23 protein-coding genes and 3 riboswitches are annotated in these 26,012 nt (G+C 50.5%); of the genes, 10 read left to right on the top strand and 13 right to left on the bottom strand.

Annotated elements, in window-relative coordinates; translation table 11 throughout:
• Positions 1–227: 227 nt before the first annotated feature.
• The 4 genes from M4D81_RS33920 to M4D81_RS33905 all read right to left on the bottom strand — a co-directional run bounded on the left by M4D81_RS33920 (position 228) and on the right by M4D81_RS33905 (position 6,270).
• A complete protein-coding gene (locus M4D81_RS33920) occupies positions 228–2,297 on the bottom strand; it encodes a catalase (protein WP_260069595.1) in 2,070 nt (689 codons plus the stop codon).
• A gap of 262 nt (positions 2,298–2,559) precedes the next feature.
• A complete protein-coding gene (locus M4D81_RS33915; RefSeq protein WP_260069594.1) occupies positions 2,560–3,420 on the bottom strand; it encodes an RNA polymerase sigma-70 factor in 861 nt (286 codons plus the stop codon).
• 39 nt (positions 3,421–3,459) lie between these two features.
• Positions 3,460–4,644 carry an NAD(P)/FAD-dependent oxidoreductase gene (locus M4D81_RS33910; protein ID WP_260069593.1) on the bottom strand — a complete coding sequence of 395 codons (1,185 nt, stop codon included), beginning with the start codon at positions 4,642–4,644 and terminating at the stop codon, positions 3,460–3,462.
• A gap of 165 nt (positions 4,645–4,809) precedes the next feature.
• Positions 4,810–6,270 (bottom strand): aminotransferase-like domain-containing protein, encoded by a 1,461-nt coding sequence (locus tag M4D81_RS33905; protein ID WP_260069592.1) that lies wholly within the window; start codon positions 6,268–6,270, stop codon positions 4,810–4,812.
• A 99-nt stretch (positions 6,271–6,369) separates the two neighbouring features.
• Here M4D81_RS33905 and M4D81_RS33900 point away from each other — a divergent pair, with 99 nt between their 5' ends.
• Complete coding sequence (locus M4D81_RS33900; RefSeq protein ID WP_260069591.1) at positions 6,370–7,284, top strand: DMT family transporter; 915 nt, start codon at positions 6,370–6,372, stop codon at positions 7,282–7,284.
• Between the two features lie 117 nt (positions 7,285–7,401).
• On the opposite strand, the gene gcvH is transcribed toward M4D81_RS33900, so the two are convergent.
• Complete coding sequence (gene gcvH, locus M4D81_RS33895) at positions 7,402–7,791, bottom strand: glycine cleavage system protein GcvH (protein ID WP_071218519.1); 390 nt, start codon at positions 7,789–7,791, stop codon at positions 7,402–7,404.
• A gap of 174 nt (positions 7,792–7,965) precedes the next feature.
• A riboswitch (glycine riboswitch) is annotated at positions 7,966–8,087 on the bottom strand.
• Positions 8,088–8,275: 188 nt separating this feature from the next.
• Positions 8,276–8,377: riboswitch (glycine riboswitch) on the top strand.
• Positions 8,378–8,380: 3 nt separating this feature from the next.
• A riboswitch (glycine riboswitch) is annotated at positions 8,381–8,486 on the top strand.
• Between the two features lie 110 nt (positions 8,487–8,596).
• Between gcvH and gcvT the strand changes: the two genes are divergently transcribed.
• The 4 genes from gcvT (at position 8,597) to M4D81_RS33875 (ending at position 13,579) form a co-directional block, all read left to right on the top strand.
• Positions 8,597–9,709, top strand: a complete 1,113-nt coding sequence (gcvT, locus tag M4D81_RS33890) for a glycine cleavage system aminomethyltransferase GcvT (protein ID WP_260069590.1) — start codon at positions 8,597–8,599, stop codon at positions 9,707–9,709.
• A complete protein-coding gene (gcvPA, locus tag M4D81_RS33885; RefSeq protein ID WP_260069589.1) occupies positions 9,706–11,055 on the top strand; it encodes an aminomethyl-transferring glycine dehydrogenase subunit GcvPA in 1,350 nt (449 codons plus the stop codon). Before gcvT ends, gcvPA begins: the two co-directional genes overlap by 4 nt.
• Positions 11,052–12,509 (top strand): aminomethyl-transferring glycine dehydrogenase subunit GcvPB, encoded by a 1,458-nt coding sequence (gcvPB, locus tag M4D81_RS33880; RefSeq protein WP_260069588.1) that lies wholly within the window; start codon positions 11,052–11,054, stop codon positions 12,507–12,509. Before gcvPA ends, gcvPB begins: the two co-directional genes overlap by 4 nt.
• A 287-nt stretch (positions 12,510–12,796) precedes the next feature.
• Complete coding sequence (locus M4D81_RS33875) at positions 12,797–13,579, top strand: arylamine N-acetyltransferase family protein (protein WP_260069587.1); 783 nt, start codon at positions 12,797–12,799, stop codon at positions 13,577–13,579.
• A 42-nt stretch (positions 13,580–13,621) separates the two neighbouring features.
• Here M4D81_RS33875 and M4D81_RS33870 read toward each other — a convergent pair whose 3' ends face one another.
• Complete coding sequence (locus tag M4D81_RS33870) at positions 13,622–14,101, bottom strand: nucleoside deaminase (protein WP_260069586.1); 480 nt, start codon at positions 14,099–14,101, stop codon at positions 13,622–13,624.
• Positions 14,102–14,326: 225 nt separating this feature from the next.
• On the opposite strand from M4D81_RS33870, the gene M4D81_RS33865 reads away from it, so the two are divergent.
• The 3 genes from M4D81_RS33865 (at position 14,327) to M4D81_RS33855 (ending at position 17,038) form a co-directional block, all read left to right on the top strand.
• Positions 14,327–14,671: a hypothetical protein gene (locus M4D81_RS33865; protein ID WP_260069585.1), complete on the top strand. Its 345-nt coding sequence runs from the start codon at positions 14,327–14,329 to the stop codon at positions 14,669–14,671.
• A 63-nt stretch (positions 14,672–14,734) separates the two neighbouring features.
• Positions 14,735–16,441: an ABC transporter ATP-binding protein gene (locus M4D81_RS33860; protein ID WP_260069584.1), complete on the top strand. Its 1,707-nt coding sequence runs from the start codon at positions 14,735–14,737 to the stop codon at positions 16,439–16,441.
• 249 nt (positions 16,442–16,690) lie between these two features.
• Positions 16,691–17,038 carry a hypothetical protein gene (locus M4D81_RS33855; RefSeq protein ID WP_071218526.1) on the top strand — a complete coding sequence of 116 codons (348 nt, stop codon included), beginning with the start codon at positions 16,691–16,693 and terminating at the stop codon, positions 17,036–17,038.
• Between the two features lie 83 nt (positions 17,039–17,121).
• Here the strand turns inward: M4D81_RS33855 and M4D81_RS33850 are convergent, their stop codons facing one another.
• Together M4D81_RS33850 and M4D81_RS33845 are read right to left on the bottom strand one after the other, a co-directional pair.
• Positions 17,122–17,775 carry a response regulator gene (locus M4D81_RS33850; RefSeq protein ID WP_071218527.1) on the bottom strand — a complete coding sequence of 218 codons (654 nt, stop codon included), beginning with the start codon at positions 17,773–17,775 and terminating at the stop codon, positions 17,122–17,124.
• Positions 17,772–18,599 (bottom strand): sensor histidine kinase, encoded by an 828-nt coding sequence (locus tag M4D81_RS33845; protein WP_071218528.1) that lies wholly within the window; start codon positions 18,597–18,599, stop codon positions 17,772–17,774. Before M4D81_RS33845 ends, M4D81_RS33850 begins: the two co-directional genes overlap by 4 nt.
• 240 nt (positions 18,600–18,839) lie before the next feature.
• On the opposite strand from M4D81_RS33845, the gene M4D81_RS33840 reads away from it, so the two are divergent.
• Positions 18,840–19,685, top strand: a complete 846-nt coding sequence (locus M4D81_RS33840) for a chemotaxis protein (protein WP_194543189.1) — start codon at positions 18,840–18,842, stop codon at positions 19,683–19,685.
• 41 nt (positions 19,686–19,726) lie between these two features.
• Here the strand turns inward: M4D81_RS33840 and M4D81_RS33835 are convergent, their stop codons facing one another.
• The 5 genes from M4D81_RS33835 to M4D81_RS33815 form a co-directional block, all read right to left on the bottom strand.
• Complete coding sequence (locus tag M4D81_RS33835) at positions 19,727–20,203, bottom strand: GNAT family N-acetyltransferase (protein WP_260069583.1); 477 nt, start codon at positions 20,201–20,203, stop codon at positions 19,727–19,729.
• Between the two features lie 73 nt (positions 20,204–20,276).
• A complete protein-coding gene (locus M4D81_RS33830; RefSeq protein ID WP_260069582.1) occupies positions 20,277–22,139 on the bottom strand; it encodes an ABC transporter ATP-binding protein in 1,863 nt (620 codons plus the stop codon).
• Complete coding sequence (locus M4D81_RS33825; protein ID WP_260069581.1) at positions 22,136–23,923, bottom strand: ABC transporter ATP-binding protein; 1,788 nt, start codon at positions 23,921–23,923, stop codon at positions 22,136–22,138. Before M4D81_RS33825 ends, M4D81_RS33830 begins: the two co-directional genes overlap by 4 nt.
• 239 nt (positions 23,924–24,162) lie before the next feature.
• Positions 24,163–24,408, bottom strand: a complete 246-nt coding sequence (locus M4D81_RS33820) for a hypothetical protein (RefSeq protein WP_260069580.1) — start codon at positions 24,406–24,408, stop codon at positions 24,163–24,165.
• Between the two features lie 214 nt (positions 24,409–24,622).
• Positions 24,623–25,105, bottom strand: a complete 483-nt coding sequence (locus M4D81_RS33815; protein ID WP_260069579.1) for a tetratricopeptide repeat protein — start codon at positions 25,103–25,105, stop codon at positions 24,623–24,625.
• A gap of 172 nt (positions 25,106–25,277) precedes the next feature.
• Here M4D81_RS33815 and M4D81_RS33810 point away from each other — a divergent pair, with 172 nt between their 5' ends.
• Complete coding sequence (locus M4D81_RS33810; RefSeq protein ID WP_260069578.1) at positions 25,278–25,901, top strand: TetR/AcrR family transcriptional regulator; 624 nt, start codon at positions 25,278–25,280, stop codon at positions 25,899–25,901.
• Positions 25,902–26,012 lie beyond the last annotated feature (111 nt).

The following is a 26,012-nucleotide window of genomic DNA, read 5'->3' as shown; positions in this document are numbered from 1 at the left end:
TAAAAAACGCGCCGGACCTCATGGTCCCGCGCGCTGAATATGCGGCAGGGAGGCCAACGCGAACAGCGTTAGCCCACCCTGTTAAATGACAGGCGTGCTAACGCTGCTTGTGATGATGAAGTTGATTGATTTTGATGTTGATCATGGTATCTTCCCCTTCATTCTTCGCCAAATGATTTAGGGGAATTATAGCGCAATCGTGTTATATATTCAAGGGCAATCCATTCTTAGATCGTACGCGACCAATGGCGATGCGCCGCGATGGCATCAATGAAGGCCTCGCCGAAAGGCTTCAAATCCTCATTCTCATGCGCAACCACGACCCCTTCACCACTGGATGATGGAAGCAAATTTGCCCCTTCGGCTATGGCTGCGATCGGCTTGAAATGCTGATACGCTTCCTTGACAAAATCCAGCACCTTCGGCTCCACCAGGAGCTCCGATACGCTTAATGCGCCGCCTGCGACAAGCACTGCATCGAACAAGACGGAATCCGCCCCAAGCAGCGAATGGTTCACTTCCAGTTCCGCACCGGCTTTGCTTTGAATGACGCCGAGCTTCGCGCTAACCACCTCGGTGATGATGCTGGCTTGCTGCAGCTGTGTAAGCACAAAGGGGAGTTCATCTGTAAATCCGTTGCCTGCCAGCACCGCCACTTTACGGGTTAGCGGGAGCTTCACGGTATTCATCATGCTCAGTGCCGGAGAAGACTCACTGGAAGCGGAGCCGCTGGTTTGCGGAGGCATGGTTCCGATGCCCTCCGAAATCCGGGTGGCAAGTTCGCTCTCGACGTTCGCGAACAGGTCAACGACTTGCTGGCGAATTTCCTTTCGCTGTACTTTACCAAGCTCGAACTGGAATGCGGATACGATATGCTGCTTCTCGACCTCGGACATGCTGTTCCAGAACAGGGCCGCTTGGCTGAAATGATCCTTAAAGCTGTCACTGCGTGCCTGCACCTTACGTCCTTCCACCTTCTCGGTGAAATGCTCATAACCCCCGCGCTCCACTGGAACCGGCTTCGGCGTGTTACCGGCAATACCGTTCTTATGATAGCTGACAGGGCCCTTATTGATGGTCATACGATGCATCCCGTCACGCTGATTGTTATGAACAGCTGCGATTGGACGGTTGATCGGAATTTCGTGGAAATTGGGTCCGCCGAGCCGTGAAAGCTGGGTGTCGGTATAAGAGAATAAGCGGCCTTGCAGAAGCGGATCATTGGTAAAATCGATGCCCGGTACGACATGTCCCGGATGGAATGCTATCTGCTCCGTCTCCGCAAAGAAATTATCCGTATTGCGATTGAGCGTCATCTTGCCGATAATTTTGACGGGAATGAGCTCTTCGGGCCAAATCTTGGTCGGATCAAGGATGTCAAAACCAAAATTGAATTCCTCATCCTCCCGAATCATCTGAACGCCAAACTCAAATTCCGGATAATTTCCTGATTCGATCGCATCCCACAGATCACGCCGGTTAAAGTCGGGATCCTTGCCTGCCAGCTTCTGCGTTTCATCCCATACGAGGGAATGCGTGCCGAGCACGGGCTTCCAGTGAAACTTCACAAAATGCGCTTGTCCTTCTTCATTCACGAAACGGAAGGTATGGACGCCGAAGCCCTCCATCATTCGGAAGCTTCGCGGAAGCGAGCGGTCGGACATCGCCCACATGATCATGTGCGCGCTTTCCGAATTATTCGCAACAAAATCCCAGAACGTATCATGGGCGGATTGCGCTTGCGGAATCTCGTTATGCGGCTCCGGCTTGACTGCATGAACGAAATCGGGAAACTTCATGGCATCCTGTATGAAAAAGACCGGCATATTGTTGCCCACAAGATCATAATTCCCTTCTTCCGTATAAAACTTGGTTGCGAAGCCGCGTACGTCCCTGACGGTGTCGGCTGATCCCCTGGAGCCAGCCACCGTGGAGAATCGGACAAACACCGCCGTGACAACGGAAGGGTCCTGCAGGAATTTGGCTTTTGTATAATCTTTCATGGATTCATATAACTGAAAATAGCCGTGAGCCCCAAAACCGCGGGCATGCACGATCCGTTCCGGAATCCGCTCATGGTCGAAATGCGTCATCTTCTCTCTGAAATGGAAGTCCTCCATCAAGGTTGGACCGCGCTCGCCCGCTTTAAGCGAATGTTCATCCTCTGAGACCTTAAGTCCCTGATTGGTTGTCAAGTCTTTACCGTCATTGTCTACCGTAAATTGTTCCAGCTGTTGGTCCTTGCTTGTCTTGCCCGGGCTGTTGTTAGCATTCAAATTGGTGTTTGATTTGTCCATTTGTTGGAACCTCCTGGTATGTAGGTAGTAGATGCGTGTCTGACGTAAATGCACTTGGTAACAGATCCGCTTGCGAACCCGAAATGTATTTACCCTGCATACTGGAAAACGAATCCAGAATCAAACTTCCTTCATGAAAAGCTCATCTAACCGTCCGATTGGGTTTGAGCGCCTCCATCTCCTGTCTTCAACAAAAAAAGCAGCCCCCCTCCCTAGAGGCGGACTGCTCAGATGGTACTCCGGCGATGTTCCAAGCCTAAATTTAAATCCCCGCAAGTTTATCCGGATTCCTCACAATATAAATATTTTGCAGCAATCCGTTCCGAATATTGACAAAGATAACGCCGGTAATACTTCCTCCCTGGCGGAATATAACAGCGGTTTGATGGTTCAGTTCCTTTACCTCGATCTCCAGCGCTACTCCATCCTCCAGCTGCGCTTGGTGAAGAATGCCGATGAGGAAACGGGCAACCCGCTCCTTGCTCTCAACCGGTCTCGCAGCTGCGATTACTTTACCGCCGCCATCGGACAACAATACAGCATCATCCGCTAGCAGGGATAGGACATGTTCGGCATCTCCTTCGGAGAGGGCCGTGAAGAACCGGCTCACCCATTCCTCTGCCATGGACCCCACGCCAATCAGATCATCCTCCGTGATCCCCATCTTTCCTCTCGCCCTGCTCATGAGCTTGCGGCAGTTGGCCTCAGTTTTATCGATCAGACCGGCGATTTCCGGATAATCGAATCCAAGCGCTTCCCTCAGAACAAACACGGCCCGCTCCGAAGGAGACAGCCGCTCCAGCAGAACCAGCATGGCATAGGAGAGCAGTTCATGATTCTCGACGGCTTCATAGGACTCGCTATAGGCTTCCGGGATCGGTTCCGGAAGCCAGGGGCCGTAGTACTGCTCTCTTCGATTTCGAGCTGACTTGATTTCGTCGATGCAGCGATTCGTTACCATTTTGCACAGATAAGCTTTTGGCTCCTCCAGCTTCTCCGGGGGAAGACTTTGAACTTTCACGAACACATCCTGAACCGCGTCCTCTGCGTCCGACACCGTTCCGGTCATTTGATAAGCAAGATGAAACAGGAGCCCCTTATACTGCTCATACAGCTCTAACATGCCGTTTCTTCATTCCTTTCAAGCAGGATTGCGGCTAATTTATCGAACCATGCTGGAATAATTCCACATGAACGATTTAACTTTGTAAGCCAGCTTTCCTGTGATCATAATATCCATTCCCCAGGTACGCGACCAGACTAACCCATGTCCCGGTCCCAGCCCGACCGTATACCCCTCCAATACACTCTTATGCTTGGCTGCAGGCGCACCGATTAAATCCGCATGCACAATGCCGCCAAGTCGCGTCGCTTGGGGGATCGCTTCCTTGCATGTCATCCGGTCGGCAGCACCGTTAGCGGGATCAACCACATGCGCACAATCGCCGATGCCATATACTCCCGGGGCATCCTTGACACGATAGCTTTCATCTACAACGATTTGACCGTCCATCGTAACCGGCAGTCCGAGGCTGAGGAGCGCGGGGTTAGGAGTGAGGCCAAGCGTCCATACCGTGAGGCCCACAGGGATCGGAGATCCATCGTTGACATGAACCAGCCCCAGCTCCTCTTTGATCACTCTTCTTCCATGATGAAGGACTACGCCAAGATCGGTTAGATATCGTTCAAGCCGATGCGCCACCTTCGCAGGCCCTTCCAGGAACAACCGTTCCTGAGAATTGAATAGGTGCACACGGATTAACTTCGGATCTAAACCAAGCTTAACCGCCTCTGTCCGCATGGCGTAGACCATCTCGGCTGACGTTTCGATGCCCGTTATGCCGGCACCAGCGACGGCTGCACTCATCAGCCGCTGCTTCTCCTGCACATTCGTTTCCTTTACTGCCAACTTAAGGTTTGCGTGCCACCGTTCCCGGATCCGCTCCGCCGCTTCCAAGCCTGTCAGCGATATTCCGCCTTGTTCCGGTGCTGCCTGACGCACGATGCTTCCTATGGCCATCACAAGCACATCATATTCCAGCTTATGTTCCAGCCCTGTGCTGTCTTCCAAAGTCAGCTGCTTGCTCTCCTTATCCATGCCGGTCACCCTGCCCTGTATGAAACGGGTACCTTCCGGCATGACCTGTTCCCAAGGAACGGTAATCCCCTCTTCACTCACTGCAGGACGGAACAGCAGCACTTTCCGCACATGGGCGGAACCCATATCGATCAGGATCAGGCGCAGCTTCCTTCCGCCTATTCCTTTATGACAAGTTTTATGAATCGCTTTTAGAGCATGTATACCTGCAAAGCCTCCACCAACGACAACACATGTTAGATCCTTCATGAGACAACCCATCTCCTTTTGTTTTATGCGATTTTGCACATAACACGAGAAGAGGGCTGTTTTTGTGACATTCAATCAGACCGTTTTTTTAAAATATTCCGTAATTTATCGGCAGACATGATCTCTACATGACTTCGAGATGAAATTCATGACTCATGTTATTGCTCATACCAACGAGCCTTGCTTTACCTGTTCCGATATTTCGACGAGACGACGAATTCCCTCTTCCAGCTGAACTTCGCTGATATAGGAGTAGCTGAGTCTGATCCACGTATCCATCTGATCCAGCGGGTCGCATATACGCCCCGGCACAAAAGCTACCGATTCCGCCAGGCATTGCCGCAACAACGCATCCACGTTGATATTTTCCGGCAGCTGTATCCACAGATTCAAGCCGCCACCGGGGCTGTTCCACCGCCATTCTGTAGGCTCAAGCAGCTTTTCCATCTTATCCTTACGAAGCTCCAGGGCAATCCGCAGCTTGGCCACATGCTCCTGAAGCCTGCTCGAGAAGAAATAGTGCTGGAAAATCTTTTGCGTCAGCAGCGGCGTCCCGTTGTCCGACAGCGCCTTGGTCGGCAGGATGACATTCATCAGCTCCGGACGTGCCGCCAGCACCGATATTCGCAAACCAGGGGCCACATATTTGCTAAAGCTTCGAATGTGAATGACATAGCCCTCGGTATCGTAATAAAAAAAGGGCAGCGGCGGCGGATCTCCAAAATAAATGTCGTGATAGACCTCATCCTCCACCAGAACGCATTGATATCGTTCCGCCAGTTCAACCAGCGCCTTGCGCTGTTTAATCGGCACCGTGTACCCTGTCGGATTCTGAAAAGTCGGGTTCATATAGAACAGCTTCGGCTTCTCCGTCCGCATAAGACATTCAATCTGCTCCAGGTCATATCCTTCCGGCGTAATCTCAATGGGAAGCAGCTTGACATTTTGCTGCACAAAAACATCGATCGCCGGACTATACGTCGGCCGCTCAATCAATACTGAATCACCGCTTTTGACAAGCGAACGCGAGATCAAGTCGATCGCTTGCTGGGACCCCGTCGTAATGAGCAGCTCTTCCGGATGGACCGTTATGCCTTGTTTATCCATAAAATACCTGGCCATCTCCTCGCGCAGCTCCAAATCTCCGGACACGGAAGAGTACGTGCTTAATACCTTCGGATGCATGTCAAACACCTGTTTCACGTGATTGGACAGGAACGCGTTCGGCAGCAGCGCAGGATCAATCAGCGCTTCCGACATCTGGTAATCGACCTGATGTCTGTGAATGTCGGACAAGCGGCTGCGATTGACATATATCGATTTGGCCTGATATTCCCAAGGCCGGCTGGATATATAGTTTTCCTTCAATGTCGCAGGCGCTTTTGGCGCTACGAAATATCCTGATTTATATTTAACTTCCACGATCCCGTCTTCAAGGAGCTGCTGATAAGCCTTCAGCACCGTTAACCGGTGAACGTTCAAACGCTCGGCCATCGCCCTCACGGACGGGATTCTATCAGTCTCCTTCCACTCTCCTTGAGCAATTCCTTCCAGAATGGTGTCATAGACCGACTGCTGCAAAGTCCGCTTACCTTGATGTTTGTCGTCCAGCGTGGTTAATTCCATCTGTTCTTCCTCCGATCCGATATAGAACATATCTGTTCTACCAATCGCCAATCTGTTCTATTAACTACCTATTATAGTATAGAAAAAGGAGGATGCTGCATGATTATTTTTAACTACTTGCTTATGTGCGCCATATTCAGCACGACGTTTCTCGCCATCAAGATTGGCGTTGAAGCAGGACTGCCGCCGTTTCTCTCGGCGGGACTTCGGTTTCTTCTCGCGGGCGCCATCATCTTCCTGTGGATGGTATTGCAGCGGAAGGCAAAACCAAGCCTTCTCCTGCGCAAGGAATTCCTTCTAATCGGGATGACCAGCACATTCTTGACGTTTGCAACGCTATATTGGGCCGAGCAGCACGTGTCCTCAGGGATCGCTGCCATCCTATCGGCAACAGGCCCCATGATGATTCTGATGATCCAATCGGTTGTAATGCGGAAGAATGCCCGGCGCAGTGATTATTGGGGGTGCGCGGTCGGTTTTGCGGGAGTATGTTTGCTCATCATGCCCGAGATAGCGATGGGAAGCGATCTCATCTGGATTCTGAGCTGCATCGCCATTCTTATAGGCGAAATCGGTTATAGCGTGGGCTCCCTCGCTACCCGGAAATTATCCTTTGACATGCCTGATATTTCGCCGATTACGATCAATGCGGTGCAAATGATGTATGGCGGCGCTGCCCTATTGCTGTTATCCCTGTTCAGTGAACAGGTACAATGGAATGGTATTCTAACGCTGCCAGCCCTCGGTTCTGTCTTGTATTTAACGATAGTGGGCTCGATGCTGGGCCATAGTCTGTATGCCTGGCTGCTAAAAGCAACGAATGCCTTTTTTCCGTCCACCTGGCTCTTTGTTTCTCCGATCATTGCGTTAGGATTAGGTGCATTTCTGTACGGCGAAGCGATTTCTCTTTATTCCATCGTTGGCAGCTTGCTCATCATCGGCGGGATTCTGATCGTGAATCTGCCTGAGCTTCGAGCACGCCGGATCGCGCGCCGTGTGGCTTCAAGCGCTTGATATCGAACCCTTCAAGGTTCCAAGGATTAGCACCATAATTTAAAACGGCTGCCACTCGTAAACCTCATCACGAGTAGCAGCCGTTATGTTTCATTATTCCATGTTATGATTCAATCCTTAATCCACTTTGGCACGATATGCCTCTGCAGTCAGCAGCTTTCCGAGTGCTTCCTCCAGGTCACCTTCCACCTCAACCTCAATGATCCAACCGCCTTCGTACGGCTCTTCGTTCACAAGCTCCGGCTGGTCTTCCAGAGAAGCATTCACTTTCGTGATAGTACCTGATACAGGGGAATATAGTTCCGATACGGTTTTGACCGATTCGATGGTACCGATGCTGTCACCTGCGGCAACGACAGCGCCGGTCTCGGGGAGTTCAACGAATACGATATCGCCCAGCTGACATTGCGCATGATCGGAAATACCGACGCGCACCACATTTCCATCTACCTTCAATGCCCATTCATGATCGTCGCTGTAAACCAAATTCTCTCTGATTTCGCTCATTTACGGATACTCCTCTTTTCTTAAAGAAATGAAATCAAGGTAAATAAATGAAAAAAAAGGACGCGAAAAAAGGCATTCGCCTTCTCTCTGTCCTCGATACCTGAGAGTTTATGATCGACCGCTTCTTATGGTCCGATCTTTCCCCTTGGGTGGCTTGCGCACTCTCCAGAGCTGCGTCAGATGGCGGTTCGTTTACCTGAGAGATTACTCGTCAGCCTGGCGGGCGTAACGGTTTGCTCCTTCGGTGCCGCCAAGGTTTCAACCTTCGCGAGGCGGTCTCTCCCATCCATCGTCATCCGCATATTCGGTTGGCTTATTCTCCCACAGAATAAAACAGGGACGAAGTGATGTCAAGATATCTGACAAAAATTTTAAGACTGAAAATATTTTAGTGAAATAAAGGTTGACACTTTATGGCGAGAGACGTTTATAATAATCACAAGAACGCAAGGAAGATGATGACAACTCAATAATTTTCACGCGGATGATGGTAGCGGGAGAGATTACCGACAGGATTGACAGGTAGCGCCGAAGGAGTAAGCCGTAACACGGTGAATCTCTCAGGCAAAAGGACCTTTACCGGACGCACCTCTGGAGAGAATTCTGAATGTAGAATCACCCACGGGGAAACTCACACACGCTTGACATTATACTTACATGACATGTGGGGTAACTCTCAGGTACAAAGGACAGAGCAGAAGGATTACGCAACGAGCGGGCTTTTTTCAGCACGACTTGTTATCCTTCTGTCTGTCCTTTTTTGGTGTTTCCCCGATTGATCATGCCAATTCGAAGAGGTGAAGAGATGAGTTCATTACAACGTACACCGCTTTACCCGCTTTATTCCGATTTCCCTTCTGCCCGCTGCATCGACTTTGGCGGCTGGGAACTGCCCGTGCAATTTTCTGGCATTGTGCAAGAGCATGAAGCTGTACGCAAGCACGCCGGCCTGTTCGATGTCTCCCATATGGGTGAATTTATCGTCACCGGACAAGACGCTGAAGCATTTATCCAGAAGATGACCACGAATGATGTAACCCGCATATCGATGGGTCAGGCCCAATACACGCTGATGTGTTACGACAACGGCGGTACGGTAGATGACCTGCTTGTGTATAAACTGTCGGCTGACCGATTCATGCTGGTTGTGAACGCATCCAACATCGACAAAGACCTCAAGTGGCTTCAAGACCATCTTGCAGGTGATGTCACCATCCGTAATGTGTCCGCTGAGACGGCTCTGATTGCACTTCAGGGACCTGCGGCCATGAACATCTTGTCACAGGCCACGACTGAGGTCTTAGACGAACTTCCCTCCTTCCATTTTATCCAGAACGCACAGGTTTGCGGCTGCTCCGCCCTACTGTCCCGTACCGGTTATACCGGAGAAGATGGCTTTGAAATTTATTGCTCCGCAGAGGATGCTCCCGCAATTTGGAGAGAGCTCTTAACCGCCGGAGAACCACATGGCCTTGTTCCAACCGGACTGGGCGCACGTGATACACTCCGTTTCGAAGCGAAACTGCCATTGTACGGCCAAGAGCTTTCGAGCACGATCTCTCCGCTTGAAGCCAGTCTCGGGTTCTTTGTGAAGCTGGACAGCGGCGATTTCATCGGTCGGGAAGCGCTTCAACAGCAAAAACAAGACGGTGTGCCGCGTAAGCTGGTCGGCATTGAACTCATCGATCGCGGTATCCCGCGCTCCCACTATCCCGTATTCAACCATGAAGGAGAACCCATCGGTGAAGTGACCAGCGGTACCCAATCCCCTTCACTCAAGCGAAGTCTCGGATTGGCCTTGATCGAAACGCCATATACGAGCCTCGATACCGAGGTATGGGTTGAGATCCGCGGTAAGAAGTTAAAAGCCAAAGTAGTAAAGACACCATTTTACAAAAGAGGAGCTGCCTTAACATGAAGCATCGTTACTTGCCTATGACGGATCAGGATCAAGCCGATATGCTTGCTGCGGTCGGCGCGGAAACGATCGATGATCTATTTGCCGATATCCCCCAAGCGGTCCGTTACAACGGTGTCCTCCCCATGTCAAAACGGCTGGGTGAGCCTGAACTTCTGAAGCATATGCGCGACCTATCGGACCGAAATGCCGATTTTGACCGTTATACAAGCTTTCTCGGGGCCGGTTTGTACGACCACCATATTCCGGTTGTGCTCAATCATGTGATTTCCCGATCTGAATTCTACACGGCGTATACGCCTTACCAACCGGAGATCAGCCAAGGCGAGCTGCAAGCGATTTTTGAATTTCAATCCTATATCTGTGAATTGACCGGCATGAAAGTGGCCAATGCCAGCATGTATGACGGTTCCACGGCGCTTGCTGAGGCTGCGGCGCTCGCCAGCGGTGCAACCAAACGGAAGAAAATCGTCATATCGCGTGCCGTCCATCCCGAAGCCCGGGAAATCGTTCTGACTTCGGCTCGCGGCCTCGATCTGGAAGTCGTGGAAGTCGGCATCGCCAATGGTGTTACCGACCAGGATGCGCTCGCCGCTGCCATAACGGAAGATACCGCCGCCGTCCTTCTGCAATCACCGAACTTCTTCGGCTGTATTGAAGACGTGAAATCGATCGAACCGCTGGTTCATGAGAAAAAAGCATTGCTTGTGCTGAGCGTAAACCCGCTGTCCCTCGGTTTACTGGAATCCCCTGGCGTGCTTGGAGCCGACATCGTTGTCGGCGATGCCCAGCCGCTCGGCATTCCAGCTTCTCTTGGCGGACCGACGTGCGGATTCTTCGCGGTATCCGAGCCGCTGATGCGCCGCATTCCCGGACGTATTGTGGGTCAAACCGTCGATCAGGACGGCAAACGGGGTTTTGTACTGACTCTGCAGGCACGTGAACAACATATTCGCCGCGAAAAAGCAACGTCGAACATCTGCTCGAACCAGGCGCTGCTCGCGCTGTGTGCATCCGTTTATATGTCCACCCTGGGTAAAGCAGGCATGCAAGAGGCGGCGCTTCTGAATGTTCGTAAATCCCATTATGCTGCCGATCGTGTCGCCAAAGGCTCGCTCTCCCTTCCATTCAGCTCGCCGTTCTTCAATGAGTTTGCGGTAAAGCTGCCTGAAGGAACGAACGTGAAGGAGATCAACTCGAAGCTTCTGGTTGCAGGTTACATCGGAGGTTATGATCTTGGCGCTGCGTACCCTGAGCTTCAAGGATGTATGCTTATCGCTGTGACCGAACGGCGGACGAAGGAAGAAATCGACCAATTTATTGGTGAATTGGAGGCGATCGTATGAAACCGGAGAAAGCATTGATATTCGAACTCAGCAAGCCCGGCCGTGTCGCCTATTCCCTTCCCGATTGCGACGTACCGGAGATCGACGCCGCATCCTTAATACCAGAGGGCCTGCTGCGCAGCAAACCGGCCGAATTGCCGGAAGTATATGAAGTGGATGTCATTCGTCACTATACGGAGCTGTCGCGGCGTAATTTCGGCATCGATAACGGCTTCTACCCGCTCGGCTCATGCACGATGAAATACAACCCGAAGATCAATGAGGACGTTGCCCGTTTTGCCGGCTTTGCCAAGATTCATCCGTACCAGCCAGAAGAAAGCATTCAAGGCGCTCTGGAGCTGCTTTACACCCTGCAGAATGATCTGGCGGCACTTACCGGGATGGATCAAGTAACGCTGCAGCCCGCTGCGGGTGCGCATGGGGAGTGGACGGGACTCATGCTGATCCGTGCTTACCATGAAAGCCGCGGCGAGAAACGAACCAAGGTCATTGTTCCTGACTCCTCGCACGGCACCAACCCAGCCAGCGCAACGGTTGCCGGTTACGACACGATCACGATTAAATCCAATGAGCGCGGCATGGTGGATCTGGAGGCTCTGCGCGCCGTCGTTGGTGATGATACAGCCGCACTGATGCTGACGAACCCGAGCACGCTCGGACTATTTGAAAAGCAAATCGTGGAAATCGCCGAAATCGTGCACGAGGCAGGCGGTCTTCTCTACTATGATGGAGCCAATTCCAACGCCATCATGGGCATTACCCGCCCAGGCGACATGGGCTTCGACGTGGTCCATCTCAACCTGCACAAAACGATGAGCACGCCGCATGGCGGCGGTGGCCCCGGTGCAGGCCCTGTCGGCGTAAAGAGTTTGTTGATTCCGTTCCTGCCAAAACCGATCGTGTCCAAACGCGAGGATGGCACCTATTATTGGGATTACGATCGTCCGCAATCCATCGGCCGCGTGAAGGCATTCTATGGTAACTTTGGCATCCTGGTCCGGGCCTATACGTATATTCGCACATATGGACCGGAAGGACTTCGCCGTGTCTCGGAGCTTGCAGTGCTGAATGCCAACTATATGATGCACCGTCTGGCTCCATATTACGAAGTTGCCTACCCGGGCCTGTGCAAGCACGAATTCGTGCTATCCGGCAAAAAACTAAAAGAGTTTGGCGTGCGGACACTGGATGTTGCCAAGCGGCTGCTTGATTTTGGCTATCATCCACCAACCATCTACTTCCCGCTCAACGTAGAGGAATGCATTATGATTGAGCCGACCGAGACGGAGAGTAAAGAAACACTGGACGGTTTCATTGATACGATGATCCAGATCGCCAAAGAAGCCGAAACCACGCCGGAGGTTGTCATAGGCGCCCCTTATACCACGGTCGTGAAACGACTTGACGAAACGACGGCGGCACGCAAACCGGTTCTGAACTGCACCTGCGGTTAATATTGAGTTGATCTATATGCCATAAGAAAGGGTGTCCCTCGCCGTGGGATCGGCGGTAAGGGACACCCTCTTTATGCGCTCAAGTACCTGTACGGGGCCGGCCGGTAACCTTGTTGTATTCCCTTAAGCCAATAGATGCCCGAAGCGCCGCATCATCCATTAGCATAGTCCCTGTTACTCCTCCTTCTTGTTCTCTATTAGTACGCCCAAATATATGATATAAAGTATATAATTATATACGGCTTACTTCTACCAAGCTGACAAAAGACGAAAGATGCGGTGATCAAATGAGTAACCCGATACATGGCCTGGATGTAAACCCATATCTTGAGCGTATTGGATACACGGGCCCGATTGTAAACAGCGCTTATATGCTCGCCAGATTGCAGGAACAGCATGTGCATACCGTACCCTATGAAAATCTCGATATCCTTGATCGAATTCCACTGTCCCTGGATATCCCCGATCTTTACGATAAAATCGTAACTCGGCATCGCGGCGGCTACTGCTTCGAGCTCAATGCGTTGTTTGGCTGGCTGCTGCAGGAACTGGGATTCAAGGTCACTCATTACTTCGGACGCTTCTGGCGAGATGAAACCGATACGCCTGCTAAACGTCGGCATCATATTCTGCAGGTGGATATTGAAGAACAACGATATATTGCCGATGTCGGCGTCGGAGGAGCCGGACCTCGCCATCCTCTGGAATTGGTGGATGGCCTTGTGCAGACCCAGGGGAACGAGACCTATCGGCTCGTCCAAACTGAATCGTATGGCTGGATGCTCGAAGAGTGGAAAAAAGAAGCCTGGGATCCCGTCTTCTCCTTTACGGAAGAACCTAACCTGCCGAGAGATTTCATCACCACTTCATTCTGGTGCGAGTATGCCCCCGATTCGCCTTTTAACAAAACGGCTCGGGTGTCCATCCGTACGGCAGAAGGCAGAAACACCGTGGATGATGACGAATTCAGAATTTACAAAGCCAGCGGCGTCCACACCTTTAAACCGGGCAATGCACGGGAATATACCGAAGCACTCTATACATATTTCGGCATTCCTATCCATAAATAAGAATAAACCGGGCTTTCCCATGCAGGGAGCCCGGTTTTATTGTTAATATTCGACTTTGCGCTCGGCTGCGCTCCACGCTTGAAATGGCAGCAAATAATCCGCTGTTTGAACCTGCTTCATAGGGATGGAGCGCTGGTCCACCGGCATCGCGATTTCATCGTATATGAAATGATCGTCGAATCCGATCTCAGCCGCATCCTCCTTCGTGCTTGCATAATAAACGGCATCAGGTCTGGACCAGTAGATGGCCCCCAGACACATCGGACAAGGCTCGCAACTGGTATAAATCGTACAGCCTTTTAATTGGAAATCCTCCAGGTGTTGACATGCTTCCCTTATGGCTTGCACCTCGGCATGAGCCGTCGGGTCGTTCAGCGCGGTAACCAAATTACGGCCCCTGCCGATCACTTGACCATCCTTCACCACAATCGCTCCAAAAGGACCACCCTCCACATGTTGAACGTTTCGATGGGCCTCTGCAATTGCTTGACGCATCCAGTACTCATGATTATGTTCGCTCATTGTGTACAGCTCCCTTCCCATGTTCATCCTGATCCCGGTGCTGTTTTCCATCCATGCCAATCACCTGGGACAGCTAATTATCATCATAGCATATCTTCCTTTGATCTCCTCCATTTTTCCAGTCGAAAGGAGAAAAATGGATTGACGAAGTGTATACAAACGTATACAATCACTTTAATGGTATACAAATGTATACGTGATTATTGATAAGGAGGTTGATGTTATATGCGCCAAGAGGATCAGGACTCATCGAGTCAAAAACGGGCGGAGCCCCGCGAGCGTGATAGCAGCCACCGGCACGGCGGGCGGCACGGAAGACGGCGAGAGGAAGGCTACGGCGGCAGGGAAGGCGGTAAGATGGCGCAGACGTTCCGCCGGGGGCGCGCGCTTTCCTTTTTGGACAATTTGATTGTGAAACGGGAGACTTTGAAGAAACAAGTGAATGATCCGGACTTTGAAGCCATCAGAGAAGTGGTCAGCGGAGAGCTGAAAGCGGTAGACCAGATCATTCAGGAGTACATTCAGGCTTTTGAGCTGTATGACACGAAACCATCGCAAGACACCCCATAATGGCTGTCCGCTAATCTTAAACCAATAACCCTAACAGAGGTAGAACTTGGAGTGTGATAATTCTTGATCAGAAAGTTTTTTTCGTACTATCGACCCTATAAGGGATTGTTTATTTTGGATTTTACGTGCGCCGTTATTGCCGGACTGCTGGAGCTTGTTTTCCCGCTTGCCGTCAGCAAATTCATTGACGATCTGCTGCCCAGCCAGGATTGGCCGCTTATCCTGATTGCCTGCATCGTCCTTCTCTCCATCTATGCGCTGAATACCGCGCTGCAATACATCGTGACTTACTGGGGGCATATGCTCGGCATTAATATCGAGACGGATCTGCGGGAGAAGATGTTTTCCCACATTCAGAAGTTATCCTTCCGTTTCTTTGATAACAACAAAACCGGCCATCTCATGGGACGCATCACAAATGATCTTAATGACGTCGGAGAAGTAGCCCACCATGGACCGGAAGACGTGTTCATCGCCGTTATGACACTGCTCGGTTCTTTCTCCTTAATGGCTTACATCAACTTAGAGCTAGCGCTTCTGACTTTTATCATCGTGCCGTTTATGGCATGGCTGATCATTAAGTTCGGCGGCAGAATGACCACGACCTATCGTCAACTGTTCCGTAATGTAGGGAATTTCAACGCCCGCATCGAGGACAATGTCGGGGGTATCCGTGTGGTTCAATCGTTTGCGAACGAGGAGCATGAGAATAAACTGTTTCAGGAAGAGAACAAACAATTCCGGGCGACCAAACTGCTGGCTTATAAAACGATGGCAAAAAGCATGTCCATCAGCTATATGCTGATGCGTCTGATCACGGTATTCGTCATGATCTGCGGTGCCTGGTTCTTCATCCAAGGCAAAATTGAGATGGGTGAATTCATGGCCTTCCTTCTGCTCTCCAACATCTTCTTCCGTCCGATCGAGAAGATCAATGCCGTTATTGAGAGCTATCCCAAAGGGATTGCCGGTTTTAAACGTTATCTGGAAATCATGGATACCGAGCCGGAGATCGCCGATGTGCCTGATGCCGTATCCCTTTCATCTGTACGGGGAGATATCCGCTTTGAAGGCGTTACCTTCGGATACGAACCATCGCGGACGATACTGAATAACATCCATTTGACGGTCCGTGCCGGAGAAACGGTTGCGTTTGTAGGACCGTCCGGTGCGGGAAAGACCACCATCTGCAGCCTTCTCCCCCGTTTCTATGACGTGGATCAGGGGACAATTACGGTGGATGGGATCGACATCCGGAATATCAAATTGCAAAATCTTCGCAAGCATATCGGCATTGTGCAGCAGGATGTGTTCCTCTTCTCCGGTACGATCCGTGACAATATCGCTTATGGCGACTTACATGCCACGGACCAGCAAATCTGGGAAGCTGCACGGCGTGCTTCGCTCGATGAACTGATCCGAAGCCTGCCGGACGGTATGGAAACGGTGATTGGGGAACGCGGTGTCAAGTTGTCCGGCGGTCAGAAGCAGCGCTTGTCCATTGCGAGAATGTTCCTTAAGAACCCGCCGATTCTTATACTGGACGAAGCCACCTCGGCACTCGACACGGAAACGGAAGCGCAAATCCAGAAGTCCCTGGCTGAGCTGTCCGTCGGCAGAACAACGCTGGTGATCGCTCACCGGCTCACCACCATCCAGAGCGCGGACCGGATTATCGTTGTCAATTCCGAAGGCATTGCCGAACAGGGGACGCATCAGGAATTGATTCATTCCGGCGGCGTGTACAGCAGGCTTCACCAAGTTCATTAATGAACCTATGATCCGTAGTTTTACATGAATACTGAACTGATCTTCTTGAAATCCCGTATCAAATATATAAAGGATGCCTCCGCTTAGAAGCGAGGCATCCTTTTTTTCGAGACTATTTATGAATTGAATCATTAGACAAGCTATCAAGATATACGCAACAGAATTTTCGCCTCATTGTCCTTGGATAAAAAAGTTGCCGCATGGAAACATTAATGGCGTACGACAAAGACATCATTCAGGAGGCCCTTTATGTTTTATATCTACAGTGTCGGTCTACTCTTCGGCGGACTGTCGATTATTAACCTTGTCTTCTCATACCAAACCAAGCATATCCAGCACCTGTTCTGGCCTACGCTGCAGTTTCAGTTATTCATGCTTCCTCTGTTCCTCATCGCCAACATGTGCATCGGATACGGAATCCGATATGGATATAAAGCCACCGATCAGTTAGGCTATACGTTGATCTTCTCCAAATGCCTGGAAATCCTGATTTCGTTAGGGGTGGCTTACTTGTTCCTGAAGGAAGTCCCTACATGGAAAAATTGGGCCGGCATCGGTATCATTGCGCTGGGCATATTCCTTGTTAAACAGAAATGAGCGTACCTAGCGCACGGATGCTTTTTTCGCCTGATCCCTTTCTCTGCCAACATCCTCTCGGACGTCAGATCCCGGTGTTAACGTTATCTCTTCCCCATCCAACCTTGTTCGTAGGCGTAACGAGTCAGCTGGACCCGATTATCCAAATGCAGCTTTTGCAAAATGTTCTTCAGATGGTTCTTGACCGTATTCTCTGATATGCACAAGTCAACCGAAATATCGCGGTTGGACAGCCCCTCGGCTACGAGCCCCAATATTTCTTTTTCCCGTGCCGTTAATGGACTATTGCCTGGATCCGGCTTGTCATGCTGCGAAAATTCCTTCAATATACGGAAAGCAAGCTCCCTGCTCATCGGCGCTTCGTCTACGGCAATGGCCTTGAGGTACTCGTGCCATGATTCGGGATTCAGATTCTTTAGCAGATAGCCTTGCGCTCCACGTTTCAGGGCGTCAAACAAGTGAGCAATGTCGTCGGACACCGTGACCATGACAATCTTAACGTAAGGAAATTTGTCCTTCACTCGCTTGGTCGCTTCCAATCCGTCCATCCCAGGCATCTGAATATCCATGAGAATAATATCAGGCATCCATATTTCGGTCAGTTCCAGCGCTTCCTCGCCGCTTTGTCCTTCGGCCACGACTTCAAAGGTCGGGTCGCTGCTTAGAATGGTGCGAATTCCTTCTCTGGCAAGATCGCTGTCATCGATGATTAACACGCGAAACGGCTGCTCGTTCATGCGGTATTCTCCTTCCGAATGCTGATGATCGTCTTGTTGTTGCGTCTTTCCACCATGAACTTCCAGCCCATGGCCTCAGCCCGATCCTTCATAATTTTGATTCCATACCGATTGCTGCCAAGCGGCTTATCCAACTCAAACCCTTTGCCATCATCGCTGACGGAGCAATGCCAGCTTGAGTCCGCCGCTGTCGCGGTTATTATTACGTGCTTCGCTTCGGCATGCTTATGGATATTCAATAAGGCTTCCCTGATCGAAGCCAGCAGCTCCACCTTTTCTTTGGCAGATAACATCTCATCCGGAATTTCCCACTGCACGTCGAAATGCAGATTCGTCTCCTCCTTAATTTCCTTAATCAAGCTGTCCATGCTATGCATCCACGGAATGGCTTGCGGATCTGCCGGATATCGGAGATTAGCAATAGCTTCTCGTACATAGGCATTGGTTCGGTGGACACTTTCCTTAATATCCTGATATGGAATTTCTCCGGTTAGCCCCGATTTCTCAATTCGGTCAATCTGTGCGTTCAGCAAGAACAAGGATTGGGCGATTCCGTCATGGAGCTCTCGGCCAATCTTCTCCCTTTCATGCATGGCCGCTTGCAGTGCTCTGGATTGGTTCAGTTCCTCCTGGTTCCGTTCAATCAATGAGAACAACTGGGTAAGAAACAGAATGGAAACCAAGAACACGATTACAGGTGCCAGCAGATTGCCAAGATCCATCGATATATAAGGCAGCAGAAACTCATGCCGAACATACTCCCATATGCCAATCGTCAAAGTGGGAATGATCAGAATCAACCATTTCATTTGTTTATAGGACATACCCTGCCTCCTATTTCATTTCAAAACATAAATGCACCCGTCGCTTTATCTATCATATAGCAACTGGCTATCCCTTCATTGTAATCAAGATTGACCATAAACGGAATGACTCTAAAGAGCTACTGACCTTACCAGTTTCACCCGTACTGAAATAACCTATTTACAATTCGAGTACAAATCGCGTATAAAGAGTAAAAGATATCCATTCATTCCATTTCCGATGAAGGGAGCTGCAGTTAGATGAAGCAAAAAATTGCAGTGATCATTGTACACGGATTGGGAACACAAAAGAAAGACTATGCGGATAAATTTATGAAAAAATTGAGAGGAACCTTCTCTCAAACATCTGGCATTCCGCATGAGCAACTGGCCATGGAGGCCGTGCATTGGGCCGATGTATTCGCAGGACGCGAGTCCGAATTAATCAGCAGCAGCATTAAACCTTACCGTTTACGTTATCAGCACCTTCGGCAGTACGTGATCCACAATCTGGCGGATGCCGTAGCTTACCAACCCGTGGAAGCCGAGGATCAGAATTATGAGGCCATTCATCGGACCATCAGTGAAGCGCTGCACCGACTTGCCCTCGCAGCGGGCCCCCAGGCTCCATTATGCGTGATTTCTCATAGCCTGGGATCCGTAATCGCCAGCAATTTCTTCTATGATCTGCAATTCTCCTCCCGCGGGCATCGTCTTGTCGTTGACCCGGAAGCTCCGTTGGAGCGGGGAGAGCTCCTGACCTTATTCTATACGCTGGGAACCACCTTGCCGCTGTGGAGCATGCGGTACCGCGATTTTGATAGGCCGATCGAAGTCCCTTCCATAAAGCTGAAGCACTATCATGATCGGCTGCTGGGAGAATGGGTTAATTTCTATGATAAAGACGATATCCTTGCTTACCCTCTCAAAGGCATAAATGAAGAATATGACCGCACGGTGCGTAACGATATATCCGTTAACGTGGGAAACTGGCTAACCAGCTGGAATCCCCTGTCACACAGCGGTTATTTCTACAGCAAACCGATCCTGGAGTATATTGCTTCAAGTTTGGAAGCGACCTGGCGGAGTGTCAACCAGGTTAAATAAAGTTATGCCGCAAAGACCAGGCGTCTTTGCGGCATTGTTACTCATAGGGTTATATTCATCACCCATTGTTCTCCGATCGGCCCCATTCTTCTCCTGCCCGTATCTTGGAAACCAACCCGTTCATAAAGCTGCTGAGCCGGAACATTCTTATGGTTTACGGCCAATACCACCTCACTGCAGGTAGGAAACTGACTCCGGATGAAGGATGACAGCGCAAGGATCCCTCTTCTGGCATATCCCTTACGCTGCTGCCGATGGTCAATGGATAAGGTGGTTAGCAGCATGGCATGAGGATTGCTTGTGTACTCTTTGACGCGTTCCGTCGCGTGCAGGATAAAGAAGCCAACCGGATGACCATCCGCTAAAATAACGATAGGATGCTGACCCTCAACTACGTTAAGTGCTTCTTTTGGATGAGCGGTAAATTGGACTTGATCATCCGGAAGCTCGAATTCTTTCAAGATGGGCAGGTGCTCAGCCGAACGGAAATCCAGCTGAATATGTTCTGCTTTTTGCATGGGTACATCTCCTCTGTATATGGTGAAATGGATTCATAACTTACTCTATCCACTGCAATCCTAAGCTACTTGATCATCCTGTTTCTTCGCCATACCATAGCTGTCGGAAGCTTTCGCTTGAAGCCAGCAGCTGTTCCGCCGTGCCTTCGGCTTCAATCTCTCCGCCGTTCAACACGATAATATGGTCAGCATGGTTAAGCGCGGCTTTTCGATGGGATACCACGAGACAAGTCGCTCCTCCGCGCTCGCTGAACAGTCTCTCCCATAACTTGCGCTCCGTTTCAACATCCAATGCGCTGGATAAATCGTCAAACACATACAGCTCCGCGTCCCGTACGAGCATCCGTGCAGCCGCAGTCCGCTGAGCTTGACCACCGGACAGCTTGACTCCGCGTGGTCCTACCATCGTCTCCAGGCCATGCTGCAGATGCTTGATATCTTCTTCCATTACAGCCGCATGTAGTGCGCGCTCCAGACTCCCCGGCTCCTCCATTATGCCTAGCAGGATATTGTTTCGCAGTTTATCGCTGTACAGCCTGGGGATCTGTGCCGTATACGCACTTTGTGGCGGGATGAAGAAATCAGCTGGCTCAATCACCCTTTCACCGTTCCACCGGATTTCGCCCTTTTCGGCAGGAAGTAAGCCCAGCAATGTGCGAACTAACGTCGTTTTACCGCTGCCAATCATCCCCGTAACGACAGTAAACGTACCCCGTTTCAGGGTCAGATTAATATTCGAGATGCCGCGTCCGGTTTCGGGATATTGATACGACAGTCCTTGCGCTTCAAGCAACGAGAGGGGCGGTGCCTTGATAATAGCCGGTTCCATGCCGTCTTCGGCAGTGGAAATAGCGGAAGGACTGAATCTTCCATCGGTCAACGAATCTATCTGTGCCCTGTGATCAGGATGAGCTTCCTTCTCTTGATTCCGTTTGTTCTTAAACTTACCGATACCGATATAATTGGCTGCCGTAAGCAGCGAAGCCGGTGCCCCTTGCAGCATGGATTTGATGCGCTGAAAGCTGACGCCCATCTGCTTGTAGTAAGTCATGAAGTTGCCTACGTTCGATATAAGCTGTGTGACAAAAGTTAAATAATACACAAATAGCGACAAGTCCCCAACCGTAAAATCGCCACTTCGCATCTTAAGACTCGCAAGCACAAGGATCAATCCTGTGCCGAGATTGACGGAGTTGGTGAACACGGAAGACAAGGTTTCCGTTAGCAGCTTATCCTTCACCATGGACTGGCGCCGCTTCTCACTAAGGCTTACAAACCGTTCTACTACTCGTTTCTCAGCCCCTGCGACTTGAATGGCTTGCACATTAGCAAACATTTCGCTAATCGCACCGGTTACCTTTGCCGTCGATTCCCGGCTTGCCGCCCTGTATTTCTGGATGCGCGCGGTTGCGATCTGAGCCGCAGTGACCACCAATATCAAAGGAACGAATACGAGAATCGTCAGCTGCAGATCAATGGATATGAGAATCCAGCTGGCAACGATTACGAATCCGACCAGTCCTAGAGTGTCCACTGACCAGCTCGTCGCTTCTTCTGCCTGATCCACGTCATCACGGAAATTGCTGATGGCTTCTCCCGGGGAGCAAGGGATTGCCCGTGCTCCAGGCTCTTTCATGACATGGGACAGCATATTTCGGCGGAGCAAGGTGCTGATCCGGAAGCGGAAATGCACGTCTGTCATGAAACCGCCGAAGATCAGCGCAATTCGGGCTAATGCAGCGCCAATGAGCAGCACGGCAATTGCCCAAACGCCGTAGGGAAAAGCATATGTACCTTCCAAATGGTCGAAGAAAGCCTTAGTTAACAGTCCGGGAACCAGCGGTGCCATATGTATAAGGGACCACGCGAACAGGTTGATTAGGTACAACCCCGGGCGGTACATAATCAACCGCCAGAAAAAATGACTTGTTTTCATGCCAGCACCTCCTCCATTCCAACGGCTAGCATGCGGCTAAACCGTGATTGCGGGTTTGAGACAAGCTCTTCCCGGCGTCCGCTTTCGAGCATTCTACCATTCTCCAAAATAAGAATCCGGTCGGCGCGCTGAACCGTGGCTAAGCGGTGGGCAATGATAATACATGTCTTCTCCTGAAGCAGACGCGTAATGGCTGCTTCAATCCGATATTCCGTTAACGGGTCGAGGCGGGACGATGCTTCATCAAGGATGACGAGACCCGGATCCGTCAGAAAGACGCGGGCAAACGCCAGCAGCTGGGCCTCACCGGCCGACAGGCTTCCGCCGCCTGAGGCAAGGCTCGTACCGAGCCCTTCGGGAAGCGAAGCATACCAGTCTCCAAGCCCAAGCTCCTCCAGCACGGATATAATTCGGCGATCCTCGATGCCTTCATCAAACAAGGTCAGATTATCACGAACTGTCCCTTCCAAAATCTCAATATTCTGCGTAACCATCGCGACCTTGCGCCTCAGTTCATGAAGCTTGCAGTCCCGGATATCCGTTCCTGCCAGCTCGATGCTTCCCTCTTGCGGATCATAGAAACGCAGCAGCAGGCGGGCAATCGTCGTTTTACCGCTGCCTGTACGCCCGAGCAGCCCCAGAGTCTGGCCCGGCTCGAGCCGCAGCTGCAGATTTTCGAGTGTAACCTGCCCGCCCTCTTCATAGGAGAAGTTTAGGTTGCGGAATTCCACCGACAACGGGCCTGCCGGAAGCGGAGCTCCGGGCCCGTCTTTAATCTGGGGCTCGGTTGCAAGCAATTCCCGGACTCGCATCAAGCTGGCATCTGCCTTTTGCAGGTCCTCCAACTGGGTGCGGATCTTCTCGATCGGTTTGGCTAGCAGCTCGGTATAATAAAACACTAAATATATGGAGCCGATCGTCAAACCGCCTTGTCCGTTCTTCCACAGTATGGCGCAGACGATAAATGCGGCCGCATTGCCAAGCGCAAACACCAATATCGTTGTGCTCCACATGAGGAAAAATCCGATGAACGCACGAACTCGAACCGGCAGCATGCGTCTGGCCATCTCGTAGAATCGATTCATGACATATCCTGCTGCCCCGTTAGCACGCGTATCTTCAGTGCCTTCGAGGTGTTCGCCAATGAATCCGTAGAAATCCGCATTTAGCTCACGCCAGCGCTTCCATACCGGTATTGCAAATCGACGGATATGTTGAATGACGTAAATGCTGCCGACAACAAACACGGTCATGACAAATCCAATCCAGAAGTTCTCCCGGTACAGAAGAGCCAGTATTCCGATCATAAGGAGCAGATTGCCGAACAGATGGATAATAAAGCTGGAGAAGAAATTGGCAAGCGCATTCACATCGCCATCGACCCGTTCGATTAAAGAGCCCGACGTTTGGGTTTTGTGAAAGCTCATATCCAGCGACAGGCAGTGCTCCGCCAATTCAGCTCGAAGCTTGTTGGTTGTTGTCCAGCCCAGATTCTCGCTATAGTAAGCAGCCGCAATGGAAACGCCTTGTTGGAGCAATGAAAATACGATAAAAAAACCTGCCGCATAATAAAGCGATGTCAGACTTCCCTCTCCTTGAGCCGTATCGATAAAATACCGGATGATCTGCGGATTAATCAGTTGCAGTCCGATTGAAAATAACAGCAGCACGCTCAGGGCTGCCAGCAATTTCTTATGCGGGAATACGTATCGGAATAACATCTCCCTGTACATGCCTATCCCCGTGGTCCTTCGCTTGCTGTGTAACATGTGATCGCTTTGCATTCGTCTATAATCCCCCCGCTTCAGGTTAACCCTCTTGATAATAATAAGCTTCCTGGATAGATATGACAAGAACATGGGTTCCTGTTTTCGAAAAAATTTACAGCCGATTGATTTGTGACGATTCTGCCGCAATATCGGTCTGATCAAAGTGACCCTTTTGGGTACACGCCAAAAAGACCAGCCCCCTTAACATGGAGACTGGTCTTCAAAACTGCTACGTATAGAGAATCAACCTTATCTTATGTCTCTGCCACTAATTTCAAGAATTGATTGATCATTTCAGGGGTTATTTCCTGGTTCTCTGGCATTTTGACTGCCGGGCTCTTATCAACGGATTGGATGGCCACATTGGATCTGGCCGCACTTGAAGCGATGCCCGATCGGGCTTGTCCATCATGCACATTGTCATGATTAGCTAGCATCATCATCAGAAAAGCACTCCCAAGTCCTAGAGACCACATATTCATTTTGTTTTTCTTGTTCATCTGCGTTGCTCCTTCCATCACTTGTAGTGACAAACCTAGTATAAGGTCCAAACCTTAACGAGAGATGAAGGCAGCCTAAAATCGAGTTAAGCAAAGTGAAGAAATGATTATTTGCATGAATTCCATCACTGCTATTAAACAAGCCATATTTTATGATTGTCAGACGCTAATTTCTCGGTTTACATAACATTAATTATGTAGTAGCCCTTCAAGATTACTTCCAGATCTGATCGAGCTTATCCGAATAGAAAGCAATCGCTTTTCGGTAGCTTTTGATTCCCTCGTCATTACTGGTTTCGCCTATTTCTTTAAGCAGAAGTGCCATCGCCTTATCGTATTGTCCCAAATTGTACAAGGTCATCGCATAAAATACGTTAAACTCCCTCGCCTCGGGATATTCCTGCAAGCCCTGCTCCAAAATCCCCTTGGATTTGTCGTACATTCCCAACGTACGATAGGTGCTTCCAAGTCCAAGCAATGCACCGCATCGCTCAGGATTTTTCAGGCCAGAAGAGATCGCCTTCTCATAATAAGGAACCGCCTCACCCTCAAGCCCCATCAGATCATGCACCCAGGCCAGCTGATACAGGATTTCGGGATCGTCTGGGGATTGGGCTAACAGCCCGAGGAGAATTTCTTTGGCTTCCTCCGGTTGACCTGCAGTGCGGAGTTCAATAGCCTCTTGTATCGTTGCCATAGGTCACATCCCTTTTGATTGATAACGCCGCCCTCTCCCTTATCTTACCAGCTCCCCTTCATGCTCGTCAAAATCGTCAACAACCACCTACTGCACCAATACTTGAATCGGAAGCGTATATTTATTTTGAAAAAGCGACCGGCATGTCTTACACTATAGGCAGGAGGTCATCATGACAAAAATACGCAACCCCCGAAATCCCGGGCGTCCCAAAGCAGCTGCCGATCAGGCTCCTATCCAGGAAACCATCCTCTGGACCGCCTCCAAGTTATTCATGGAGAATGGCTACGAGTCCGTATCCTTACAGCAGATCGCGAAGGCTTGCCAAGTGACCAAGGCTTCCATCTACTATCATTTCACAAACAAACCCGAGCTGTTTAAAATAGCGGTAACCACGATTCTCGATAAAGCATATGCTTCCACTCATCGCTTTCTGCAAGAGGCCGATACGCTGGAGTCCGGATTAATCCGGGTGGCTGAAGCGAAGATCGCCCGTCCGCATGCCGAGATGGAGACGATGATGCGGGAAGCGGAGCCTTTTTTATCCCAGGAGCAGATGTCCGCGATCCGTGAGGCGGAACAGCGCATTCATGAAGTCATTGCCAATCGGTTTGATCAAGCGATGCGTTCAGGCGAGCTTCGGGAAGGCAATCCTCTGCTTATGGCGCAGGCTTTCTCGGCGATGCTGATGCTGGGAAATCGTGAAGATACCCGAAGCGGTTATGCCAGCCCTCGTGATATGGCTGTTGAGATTGTAGATCTATTCTTGCACGGAGCAGTGAAACTACCAAAGTAACATGTGACGTGACTCTATAACTGTATCCTTCAAACATGAATCGGCGAGAATTAGCTCTTCGAATCATGGGCATCGATCAGATCAACGCAAAAAGAACGGAGATCATCAGAC

The sequence above is a fragment of the Paenibacillus sp. p3-SID867 genome, assembly GCF_025142895.1.
In the GTDB taxonomy this organism is placed as follows: Bacteria; Bacillota; Bacilli; order Paenibacillales; family Paenibacillaceae; genus Paenibacillus_AQ.
The sequence above is the reverse complement of the archived record's forward strand: the minus strand, read 5'-3'. Positions and strand labels throughout refer to the sequence as shown.